Origin of the sequence: Schlesneria sp. (assembly GCF_036405755.1) — a bacterium.
GTDB lineage: Bacteria > Planctomycetota > Planctomycetia > Planctomycetales > Planctomycetaceae > Schlesneria > Schlesneria sphaerica.
Map to the genome: position 1 here is coordinate 14,065 of NZ_DASWWZ010000236.1, position 11,901 is coordinate 25,965.

7 protein-coding genes are annotated in these 11,901 nt (G+C 56.5%); 2 read left to right on the top strand and 5 right to left on the bottom strand.

What is annotated here, in order from left to right; all coding sequences use genetic code 11:
• The first annotated feature begins 8 nt into the window (after nt 1-8).
• Entirely contained in the window at nt 9-3,299 is a 3,291-nt protein-coding gene (locus VGE80_RS08310) for a hypothetical protein (protein WP_440592321.1), read from the top strand.
• Between the two features lie 20 nt (nt 3,300-3,319).
• On the opposite strand, the gene VGE80_RS08315 is transcribed toward VGE80_RS08310, so the two are convergent.
• Complete coding sequence (locus VGE80_RS08315) at nt 3,320-4,102, bottom strand: glycosyltransferase family 2 protein (protein ID WP_373649582.1); 783 nt, start codon at nt 4,100-4,102, stop codon at nt 3,320-3,322.
• 349 nt (nt 4,103-4,451) lie between these two features.
• Entirely contained in the window at nt 4,452-6,593 is a 2,142-nt protein-coding gene (locus VGE80_RS08320; RefSeq protein ID WP_440592322.1) for a BatA domain-containing protein, read from the bottom strand.
• 392 nt (nt 6,594-6,985) lie between these two features.
• On the opposite strand from VGE80_RS08320, the gene VGE80_RS08325 reads away from it, so the two are divergent.
• Complete coding sequence (locus tag VGE80_RS08325) at nt 6,986-7,822, top strand: sugar phosphate isomerase/epimerase family protein (protein ID WP_440592323.1); 837 nt, start codon at nt 6,986-6,988, stop codon at nt 7,820-7,822.
• A 51-nt stretch (nt 7,823-7,873) separates the two neighbouring features.
• Here VGE80_RS08325 and VGE80_RS08330 read toward each other — a convergent pair whose 3' ends face one another.
• The 3 genes from VGE80_RS08330 to VGE80_RS08340 all read right to left on the bottom strand — a co-directional run bounded on the left by VGE80_RS08330 (nt 7,874) and on the right by VGE80_RS08340 (nt 11,687).
• Nucleotides 7,874-10,039, bottom strand: a complete 2,166-nt coding sequence (locus VGE80_RS08330) for a carboxypeptidase regulatory-like domain-containing protein (protein ID WP_440592324.1) — start codon at nt 10,037-10,039, stop codon at nt 7,874-7,876.
• A gap of 309 nt (nt 10,040-10,348) precedes the next feature.
• Nucleotides 10,349-10,792: a hypothetical protein gene (locus VGE80_RS08335; RefSeq protein WP_440592325.1), complete on the bottom strand. Its 444-nt coding sequence runs from the start codon at nt 10,790-10,792 to the stop codon at nt 10,349-10,351.
• Nucleotides 10,782-11,687: a DUF1559 family PulG-like putative transporter gene (locus VGE80_RS08340; RefSeq protein WP_440592326.1), complete on the bottom strand. Its 906-nt coding sequence runs from the start codon at nt 11,685-11,687 to the stop codon at nt 10,782-10,784. Before VGE80_RS08340 ends, VGE80_RS08335 begins: the two co-directional genes overlap by 11 nt.
• Between the last annotated feature and the right edge of the window lie 214 nt (nt 11,688-11,901).

Consider the following 11,901-nt stretch of genomic DNA (forward strand, 5'->3'; position numbering starts at 1 on the left):
CCGCTGTCGTGTTTGCAATCCTCAGATGGATGTTCGTCCTGGTGCTGCTGATCGCAGTTGTGGGGGGCGGTGCGGCCTATTGCCTGTACATGCAGAGCGACGAAGGCTTGCGGCAGATGTCGTTGGCACAGCTCCAGTCTGTTTTTCCCAACGCGAAGCTGGATATCGCGAAGGCCCAGTGGGACCTGATCGGCCGGGTCCATATGCATGGAGTGACGATTCAGCTGCCGGAAGATGATGAAGAACGACCGAGTATCGAAATTCCCGAAGTCATCGCGACACTGGAATCCACCGCCCTCACGGATCTCAAGGATGTCGTGGTACAGAGTCTGCGAGTGATCAATCCCAAGGTGCGGGTCATCCGGCTACCAGCGGGTGAGTGGAATCTTCAGCAACTGAAGTATCAATCGACACCGGGAACCCCACTTCCCGATGTTGAGGTTGTCCACGGCACGATTCATGTCGAAATTCAGCTCACTGACCGACATCCACGGCGTCTGAAGCTGCAGAATTTTAACGTCACCGCGACTCCCCGGGATGCCCGTCGACTTTCCGTTCAGGTTGCGACGCTGCTTGAACCATCCGGCCCGCTGGCACTGGATGTGGAAGTCGATCTTGATGGGCCGAAATGGGAATGTGTCACGCGTGAAGCCTGGCAGGTCCCCGTCGACTCCGCGTTGCTGCACTTACTGAGCGACATCTCGCCGGCGCTGGAAGGTCAGCTCGACAAGGCCAGCGACTGGATCGCGGGCGTGAAGGCAAAGCAGAAGACGGGGCAGCGAGCCGTTCCACCCGACGACGATCCTGAAGCGAACGATCCGGACTCGGATGACCGTCCGACTCCTCCCGAGTTCGGAGTGAACTTTGATTGTGATCTGACCTTCCGCATCGCGCAGGAAAGGCCCGGTGAAACACCTGTGTTCCGGGTCCTCGCGGCAATTCAGAACGGGCAGATCGAAAATGAACTGCTGCCTGTTCCGGTGCAGGATCTGCGTGGGAAAATTCTGGTCGATAACCGGCAGATTATTGTGAGTGACTTTCAGGGATCCAACGGCGGCATGCAGGTGTCGTTCGACGGCGACATCATTCCCAGCAAGCCGACACAGGGATGTATCAAGCTGCGGGGGGTCGAACTGACCGAGACGATTAAGCAGCGCCTTCCCGAGAATTTGCGTGAGATTATCCACAAGCTGGGGGTCACCGGGTTTTGCGATATTGATGCGAATCTGTCATTTGAACGTGGTGTGTGGAAACACGATCTCGATCTACGGCTGTTCCGAGGCACCATCACGGACAAACGGTTTCCCGTGACTGTTCGCAATGTCGAAGGAGAGCTCCATTGCCAGAATCATCTGGTGACGTTCAACGGGATGGGGAAATACGCCGGTCAACCAGTCGTTGTAACCGGAACGATCAAAAACCCGGGGCCGGAACATCAGGCCGAGATTATTCTGAAGAGCAAGAATCTGCCCCTCGATGATGAATCGATTGCCGCCTGTCCCCCGGACGTCAAGCGGACGATTGAGGCCCTTAAACTCACCGGGCGTCACGACGTTTCGTTGAAGCTGACGAAAGCAGCCGGGGTCGGGCAGAAATACAAACCGGAACTGATCGACCGGATTTACAACGGTAGTTTGAACTTTCGCGGATTCCCCGTCCTGGTGACACAGTTACAGGGAAATCTCAAATGGAATGGCGACGAAGTTGTCTTCACCCAGGTCACAGGTATGCACGAAGGTGCCTCCCTGGCCGCCGAAGGAACTTTCAACTGCCGGCCCGGGGCACGCAAGCTGGATCTGAGGATCGACGCGAAAGACGCCACCTTTTATCGATCTCTGAAGGCGGCCCTTCCCGCGCAGCTTCGCAAGGTTTGGGATGACTTCCAGCCGCAGGGCTATTTCGACGCGACCACCAAAGTTTCGTGGGTACCAGGCGGTCAGTGCGTCGTCATCCTTCCGACAGTGAAAGTCCGCAATGGCGAAGTCAACATCGCCAGTTTTCCGTGGGCCCTCAAGAATCTGAACGGTGAGTTCTCGTTCAACACCGAGCCCGGGAAGCTGGAGATCAAGAACTTCCAGACCGAACATGATGAAACCCGAATCGCGGGTCAGGGAATGGGCTGGTTCGCGAATCAGAAACCGTGGCAGCTCAAGTTCAATAATCTGACTGTAGATCATCTGATTCCCAACGCAACGTTCCGGAATGCGTTACCGGCAGGCGTTAAAAAGGTCTACGATGTCCTGCGTCCGACGGGTGATTTTTCGTTCTCCGGGCCGGTCGAGTTCTTCTCGCCCCCTCGTGGCGGGGAGGGAATTGGTGCCACGTGGGATCTGACGACGGAACTTTCGAGTTGTGCCATCAATACGGGAACGCGCGTCGATGACATTAGCGGGATCGTTTATCTGAAAGGTCGTTGGGACGGCGTTCAGGCCGATCTGGACGGCGAGCTGGATCTGAATTCGGTGTCGGTCTTTCGCCAGGATGCCCGTCGGGCGTACAAAGTCCTGGACGTTCGCGGCCCCTTCGCCTACCACGGTAAAGAGTTCGTGGCAGGCTCAAAACTTGCGCTGCCGCGAGGCAAAATTCCTCCGGCACCTCAGGACCGCATCCGTGGAAAAGCGATCGGCGGAACCATCTTCGTCGACGCGGCAGTCGATCTCGAAGAGGACGAGCCGGGATACAAGGTCTACATCGAACTCGACAAAGGTTTGCTCGAGCAGTACGCGAAGCAATACCTTACGGGGAATGCCAGCCTGGCCGGGATGATGAATGGCTGGATCTTCCTGTACGGCCGCGGCACTGATCCGCAGGAAACGATGAAAGGGGAAGGAAAGCTGCGAATCGCCCCGGCGGCTCTTTACGAACTGCCCCTGTTCGTGCAGATGTTCCAGATGCCTCAACTACGGGTCCCGGACAGAACGGCATTTGCGCAGGCTGACCTGCGATACACCGTCAGTAACGGTCGTTTCGACTTTCAGTCGATCGATCTACTGGGGGATGCGATGAGCCTGCGAGGGCGAGGCTATGTTCGGTTTGATGGCGGACTGGCCCTCGACTTTGGATCTTTGCCGGGGCGTGGTCCGCGCAGGATGCTGCAGAGTCTGTTCATGGGAGGAGACTGGGTTGCCATTCGCGTTTCAGGCAACGTCAGCAACCCCACCGTCAAATATGTGCCGTTCCCCGAAGTGGATGAGGCCTGGAGACAGTTTCTCGGCTCGTTCAATCCGCTCCAGGCGACGGGAGGGGGATCGCAACCGATTCCTCGAACGGGTAACAATCCGGGTGAGCCCGCTCGATAAGGACATTTGAGTCAGACGTATCAGCCGCCGCAGCAGGCCAGTGGTCGATGCCCCGAGGCGGGAGTCGATTCGCAATTGGGCGTCTTGGCCAGCTGTAGTGAGTCCATTTCCCGGTCGAGGACTTCCTGGTAGTAGGCCAGTCGCTTCGCAGCGATGTCCAGAGAACCACCGAAGGATCGTTCTTCTTCCAGATAGACCAGCGGAACGGCGAATTCCACAATCTTCATCTTCTGTGCGGCTGCCTGCACCCACAGTTGCAGCGGCATCGCATAGCCCAGTTCTGTGATCCGGAATCGGGCCAGGCAATCGACTCGATACGCCTTGAACCCGCAGAAGGCGTCCGTCAGATTCAGGCCGAACTGATGATTCAGCCATTCCGTAATCTGAATGTTGATACGTCGGCGTTCAATCGGCGGCTGGCTGGCGCCATCAAAAACCTTGAGGTATCGACTGCCGGAAACAATGTCTGCGGGGCAGTCCTGCTGATTAAATAACGCCGCCGCGAGTTCAGGAATCAGCACCGGTTGATGCTGGCCATCGCAATCGATCGTGACCAGCGCGTCATATTGACCGGCAAGGGCATAGGTGAATGCGGTTCGAAGTGCGGCGCCGTAGCCCTGATTCTGCTGATGCCGAATGACGTGCACGCCTTCGATCGTTTTCAGCAATTCAGGGGTGTTGTCAGAAGAACCGTCGTCGACGACCAGGATGTCATTGGAGTACTTTCGTACCTCAGCAAGGACTTCCACGACGTGGCGTTCTTCATTGAAAACAGGCAACGCCGTCAAAACACGCAGGGACATATGCGACTCCTCGACAGAACAATTGAGCCTCGGTCAGCTTCCCTGCGCCGGTTGCTGATTCTAGATCGCAGCAACCAAGAGTCAAACCGGAGATCGTCGCCAAACGCTGTCGCACCCCCCTGAGACGTGAGATCGGGCGGTTCAATGCTTGCAATTCTCAGGCCCATCTGAATCGGAAAACTCGGCCCAATTCCCTTTCCTGCGGACGAAGTCTCGGATGTGAACGATTCTGAGCTTTGCCGTAATCCGCAGTCGGACAATGAGTTCGGGTAACCGTAAGCGGGATTCGATCGAATGGGTTCCCCGGCGAAATCGAAATTTCCTGAAAAGTGGGCGATTATTGACGTCGTTATGTCGTCGGTGACGGATGGACCCCCGCCTGAACTGCTCGACTGCGGGACCAACCACTGGCGAGCGTTTCGATCAGCAGCAGGACGATCACGGCCAGCAGCACCCGTTGCCAGAGTTTCTGCGAGTTCTCGAGCTCGACCAGTTGCAATTGCTGCTCGCGCTGTCGTCTCGCTGCGGGATCTTCGGAAGGTGAACGGCCGCTGAGTGCCAGTCCGAACCCTTCCAGTTGTTCCACATTCAGGGGGGACGTACGGCTTTCCTCGGGTGCAAGATTCACGGCGACCTGTTCGGCCCGGCCTGGAACGATGAGTGTGTACAGGCCCGGCGTGGGTGCCTGAGAGAATGGTTCTTCCATCGGCAGCGAGTCGATTTCGGTTCCGTCCGGAAGCTGGACACGCCCACCCGTGGCCGACTCCGCACGTGATGTGCTGGGCCAAGCCAGCGCACTGCCCACAATTTGATTTCCAGACCGCGCAGTGATTCCGCTCGAATGCTCGAGTAATCGAAACATGAGCATCGGAAATTTTGACGAACGAGCGAACTGGCTGTCGGCAGGCTGCCATCCCGCAGCAAACACAATCACTTTCCCCTGCTGGGCCGGGAACTCGACGATCGCCGGATCTCCATCATCAAAACGGGCGAGGACCCGGTCACGGTTCGCGGTATCCCTCGGACGGTCGTCGCCCGACTTCGGTGCCGCTTCCTTCAATCCTCTCAGTTGGCGATGCTTCCAGAAGCGAATCCCGGTGAAGTCACTGAACTGTGCTTCGGCGAACGGGGCGAAGAGCGGGTTCTCGAAATCAATCTCACCCAGCATGGCATACTTGGAAACGTTCGCTTCAGACACGAGTAGATCGTCTCGGCCGCACAGCGCCAGACACCCCAGCATTCCCTCGGGCGTCGGTGAAACGATCAGTACAGTCCCACCCTGGCTGAGATGCCGGTTGATCAATCCCTTCGTCTGGGGATCAGGGTCGGTCAAAACGACGAGTGCCGGTTGCGAATCAGCCGAGGCCAGATTGGCAGAGTCGGGCTCCCGCAGCTCAATCTGAATTTGTTTCGATGCGGAAAACAGGCGATCGAGGTAGAAGCGGGCTCCCGTGGTGTCGTCCGGCTTTTCCGAGCCGCAGTACAGGACGAGCCGGGTTTCGGGTGTCCGGTTTGCAAAGACAACCCGATTGTCGAAGTCGTCATCGTCACCCGACAGCACGACCGAAGTGGCGGCGATGCCGGCGGGAAGTTTGGGTGGGACGATGATACGACTCTGGCCGGGGGGGACGTAGACCGGAAGTTCGGGGGATTGGGGCGTGTCCCACCTGATCACAAACTGCTCTTTCTGTGAGTCGTTGGCGTTCGTGACCCGGACCCGCAGGACGTCGTCAGCCCCTTCTTGATTCGGTTCCACCACTTGCAAACCGGCATTCGAGGGGGATGTCGGGCGGGCAATGATCAGTTCTAACGAGAGATCGTCGGGCCACTCATAACCCTGCAGCGATACCGTCTCGGCACCACTTTGCAGGTCGCTTGCGAGACAGATTTTCTGAGTGATGGGCCGGGAGAATTCGGTCTGCACTTCCTGCAAACGGCTGGCGACTTCGACAAGGGCTTCACCGAGGCGGGTGGCTTCCCACGTGGGTCTCAGTTCCCTGAGTCGTGACAGGATCATCTCTCGGGCGGCAGCAGGTTCCAGCGACTTGAGTTCTGCGAAATCGGCGACGGGTACCATGTTCCGGTCGAATCGGTACAGTGCCACGCGCGTCTGCGGCGGAACCGTGTTCAGTCGCTCTTCGATCTGCCGGATCAGGTCATTCCAGACCCCTTCCCTGCGCATACTGGCACTGGTGTCGACGAGAATCGCGAGTTGCTGCTCCTGACTCCCCTGCTCTGGCTCGCTGATCGGGACTCGCCACAGCGGTCGAGTGAACGCGAATGCCAGCAGCGCCAGCGCGGCCACACGCAGCAGCATCAGTAACCAGTTCTCGATCCGGCTGCGGCTGGTGATGCGGGGGGGTGAGGGCGAGAGAAACATCAACGTGGAAAAAGGACGCTCACCCCGTGGCATGCGCCGCCACATATGAAAGATCACCGGACCAGCGGCTGCCAGTGCACCCAGCCAATACAACGAATAAAGCCACGTCATGAAAGAACCACCGTCTCAATCCCGTGTTCGTACAGGTCCCGAAATCATCCACCGTCATCATAGCTGGGCGACACGACTCGCCCCAGTCGATGGCCCAACTTTACGCAAGGAAGGGACGCTAAGTCGCCAGTGGCGGGTTGTTCGAATCGGCGGGACGAAGTGAGCACGCCACAGGTTGGAAAGACCTGCGACGTCGACAGGCCTCACTCCAAAGTCGCGTCCACACGCAGCACACGCAGCCCGATTGACGTGGCGGCCATCATTCCGATTGAGGAGCGTCTTTTCCGTGGACTCGCGAGCCACTATTCTGGGCTCGCGAACCTGCCGGGGCGGCTCTCTGTTCCGCCGCACGCTGTCGCTTTCCCAGCCTTCTCATCATGAAATCCTGCACCATGCGTCTTGGATATAACACGAACGGCACGACCGGACATCGCTGGGACCAGGCCATCGAACTAATGGCCGAAATGGGTTACCGGTCCGTCGCTCTGACGGTTGACCATTACTGTCTCAATCCGTTCTCACCGGATCTTGCCGGGGAAATCTCACGGATGCGCACGGTCCTGGACCGATTCGAGATGGCGTCTGTCATCGAAACAGGAGCGCGGTTCCTGCTGGATCCCCGCCAGAAACATGAACCGACACTGGTGTCGGCGGCCCCCGAGGGACGCGCCGTTCGTGTCAACTTTCTCAAGCGGTGTGTCGAGATTGCCAAAGAACTGAATTCCGAAGCAGTCTCGTTCTGGGGTGGTGTTGTGCGCGATGCTGCGGCGCCGGAAGAGACGATGCAGCGGCTGGCGGCGGGATGCCGTCAGGTGCTGGACTTCGCGGAACCGCTTGGGGTGAAGCTGGCGTTTGAACCCGAACCCGGAATGCGAATCCAGACGTTTGATGACTACCGCGAGCTACTGACGCTTGTCGATGGACCGGGATTCGGCTTAACGGTCGATATTGGTCACGTGCACTGTCTGGAACCTTTGCCGATCTCGAGTTATCTCACAGCCTGGCGAGACCGCATCTATACGATTCACATCGAGGACATGTGCCGGGGAGTGCACGATCACCTTCGCTTTGGCGAAGGGACCATCGACTTCGTTCCCGTGATAGAGACACTGAAGGAGATCGAGTACTCCGGCAGTGTGAACGTCGAACTGAGTCGTCACAGTCACATGGCCCCCGAGGTGATGCGGGAATCGTACGAATTTTTGCGGGACTTTTTCGAGGTCCGCTGAACTGTGTCATAAACTTGAAATGCGGCCTAGTTTCCAAGGACGACGGGACTGTTACTCAGGTGACTGTCTGAAGAGGAGTTTCCGAAGAATCTCCAGTTTGTATCCGCGAAGACTTGGATGGGGGATGGTGCGGTCATCCAGCAAAACATTTCCTTCGGGATCAATCAAAACATAACTGGGGAAACCTTCCACGAGTCGATGTGATTGAAACGCCCGGACCGTTCTCCCATCGGGATGATCAACGGCAATCGGATACGGCAGCCCGATCTTCTGGACATGTTGCCGAACTTTTTCTGGTGGATCATTGTTATTGTGGACACCAATGACGATCAGTCCTCTGTCGTGGTAGAGCTCATGCAGCATCTTCACCACAGGAAATTCGGCATGGCACGGGCCGCAGCCGATAAACCAAAAATCAAGCAGAACGTAGTGGCCTCGAAATTTTGCCCGATCGAGTGGTTCGCTATTAATCCATTCGACAAAGTCGAGTTCAGGAATCGGTTGACCGCGGAGTGAGTGGGCGTCGTTTTCGGCGGCTTTTTCTACAGTAATGTTCCCTCGTTCCCATTCGGAAAGCTCGCCCTCAAACTCTGTCAGCGGCCAATCAAAGTCATGAGGCTCAAGCGACAGCTCGATGGGTTTCGACTCATCCAGCTTCACATCGACTCGTCCCGAAAACGGGCGGAATGGGTCAAAGGCCACGACCGAATAATCGAGCTGACGCTGGTTGGTCTGATCATTCCTCAGGACGTACGTGGGCTGAATCTCGAATCGGCCCTGGTCATCCGTAAGAACCGGATCTGCGATGTTTTTGCTGCCGGGAATCTGACCCCGGATACGGACAACGACCCGCGCAGCAGGCATGCCATCCTGGTCACGGACGACCCCCTGCAGTTTCGGTAGCGAACGAACTTTGATATCGGGAATGACCGTGGAGCCATCGGCAGCAACGTCGAAGTCAATAAACTCCGTATCCGACAGATAGTTGGTTCCATTGAACTCAACTCGCATTCGTCCTGCCGCGACGGGGACAGTAAATTCTCCTTGAGCGTTCGTGTCTCCCCAGCCGGTGAAATTGAACTCGGTTTGATCTTGTTCGTCCGAGGAAACGCCTGTCAGAATTTTGCCGATTAGCGATTGCTCAGCAACGGGTTCGCCCGATTCAGCGTCGATCACACGACCTTTTGCGACAAGGCGACGGTGAACTTCAAAACGCAGTTCGACATTCTTGCCTGCTTCGAAGTGGAGCGGGTGGTTTGGATTCAGCTTGCCGTGTCGCGCGTGCAACGTCGGTGTCAGATAAAAATCATCGTGCTGCAACCGAAGAAACTCGTAGTCACCCGGTTCGATCGTCACGGAGCCCTTCCCCGATGAATCGAAATCAACTTCATACTGCAGCATCGTCGAGGGCGATTCAAAGTTTGAGTGTCGGAGGTCAAGCACGGCGTTCTCGATCCGTTCCTCCAGTTCGTCCGCTTTGCGCTGGAACGTCAATACCACTCCGGGCCTCAAGACGGCGCTGGCCACAACTCCGTTCGTGATTTTCAGTTCTTCGATCACGATGGGGGCAAAGGTGGGATGCGCAATTGTGATTCGCAGGGTTTCGTTCAGGGGAAAGTCGGCCAGCACAATCCTGCCCGCCTGATCACTGACCGGGAACGTGTCGTTCAAATCGCGCAAGAGCATTTGAGTTGCACGAATCGACCCATTCATCCCGCTGATGTTGAACGAGCGAATCCGGGCTCCTTGAATTGGTTGGCCAGCTTCGTCTTTCAGATCAATGGCAACCTTGACAGGGAACTGCATTCGGATGTCAGCCGTCGAATGAGTGGGCCCGTCATTGATCGTTCGCGTGGAATGCGAACGGGCATATCCCTTCGCTTGAACAACGATGAGGTAGTAACCATCCGCCAGAGTTTCAAATTGAAAGAATCCAGAGATATCGGTCGTTGCGGGGCTTGCCACAGGGACGAAGTGGCCGAATCGCTGACTGGGAGAATGGAAACGATACAAGGCGACGACCGCCTCATTCACAGGTTTGTTCTCGTGATTGAGCACATGACCTGCGATCGTACTCGCCGAATTTTGAGCCTGGGGCTGATCTTCTGACGCATTCAAGTCGCAACTCACCACGGTAGGCGATACCGACTCGATCAACGTCGGCACCAGGAAAACAAGTGCTGCCCAGCATAGTACCGACGCGTTTGAGCACTTCATGAATCGGTCCTTGGTACGCACGGTCAGGTTGTGCTGTGATGAGTGGTCGACCTGCGAGAGCAGACCATTCCCGCGCCGAGCTTAGCCAACGCGCCGAACTCCAGCAAGAGACAAAACGTCTTTGAAGGGCGGAGACACTGGAGAATGTCGTGTCGCCGGGAGTTTGAATCCAGGAGCGACCTTGCGGACCTGCGGCACGTCACTGACGCGACCGAAAATGGAATTGGGGCACCTCCGCTTTCGCGGGATGCCCCAATTCCTAAAAAGTCTCTGTCAGACTCTCGGTGGCGTAGGTCGTCGTCGGTCCCGTCACCGGCTGGTCAGATCAATCTTGATCTGATTCGAGTCGTCATCGGAGAGTGACACGCGAATCGTTCCTTTCCTTGCCACGGCCGCCAGAAACTGATCCCGTTGGACGAGCGCGTTCCTTTTCTGCTCTCGGATTCGGAGGAACAATTCCTCAGAATCTTCTTCGACGGGCTTAAGGATTACTTCATACTCTCCTGGGGGTGGTCCTTGATCTCTGGGAAACTCAAATTCTCCGCCGATCACCTCGGCAATGAAGGTTCCCCCCGTCTGGGAGTCGGACGCTTTGCAAGAGAGATAGACTATCGCTTCGTCGACCGGCTTACCGTCCAGCGAAACCTCTCCGAACAACTCGGTATGTGAGGAGGACGACGTTCCGCACCCGATCGCAAGCAGAGTCGCGAATCCGTAGCAGTAAAAGTGGTTCACCAAGAGTTTAGAATTCACCGATGATCTCCCCGCCTGCTTTCGTGGCCAGAGCAGTATAGGTACTAAAATCGATATTCTGATTAATGAAACGAACTGTGCCGTCCATCAGCAACGCTTGAATTCCCCCCACGTGCTGGCTCGAGTAACCCGTTGGCGATGCGGTGAAGTTGTTCATTTTGGACGTGGTATTTCCCACACCGATATTCGGGTATCCTACTCCCCATCTCGCTGTTCCCCAGCGGTTTGCTCCCGCGGACGCGGCACAGGTTGATGCCGTATAGAAGTAGTTCTTGAAGTTGTAGGTCGTTTCAGCTGCAGCTAATGTGTTTGATGTGCCATCAGTGATGTCACTAAATCTGGAACACTTGTTGGGATAGCCATATGATGGCAGCACAAGTCCAAAAACACCCTGCGCGGGAAACTGATAGGAAGCAGTCCCTTCTGACAGCAGATAGCTGGTGGGACCGCCGATCTCGTTACAGGGAGTGTTGGGAACCGCTCGATTAATGACCATCGAGGGGCATAAGAAGGCGGGAATTTTTTGGCTCAGGACGGTCTTGTTATGCGTTGATCCGTAGTGTTCGTTGAAGTTGTAGGTATTGTACAGGTTTGCTTGTTCGATATACGGTAGAATCAACGCGAATCCGCTGGCACCCACTCCGGATGTGCCTGCGTTTGTATCCTCGATTCCCCCAGCCGGAAAAACCGAAAAGGTGCTTTCGTAGTTATGCAGGGCGAGGCCTAGCTGCTTCAGATTATTCTTGCACTGAGTTCTGCGAGCCGCCTCGCGCGCTTGCTGGACGGCCGGCAGCAGGAGAGCAATCAAAACGGCAATGATCGAGATGACAACCAGCAGCTCGATTAAGGTAAATCCGCGAACGGGTCGACGCGCTTTCTCAGAACGTCTCAGCATGACGATACTCCAGCGAAACCATGGAAGCTGAACCACCACTCGACAGTCGAGTGTTAGTACAAGGCACAGTGCTCGCTGGCTGGAAAGCTGGCTGGCATGCAGCAGAAGCGACTCCAGTCCGCGTCAGTGGCGGAGGGAGGGCAACTCGATTGAGACGATCAGTCCCTTTGAAACACATCCGGTCAGAGCAGCTGCGCGGAGGCTGTCTCGGTGT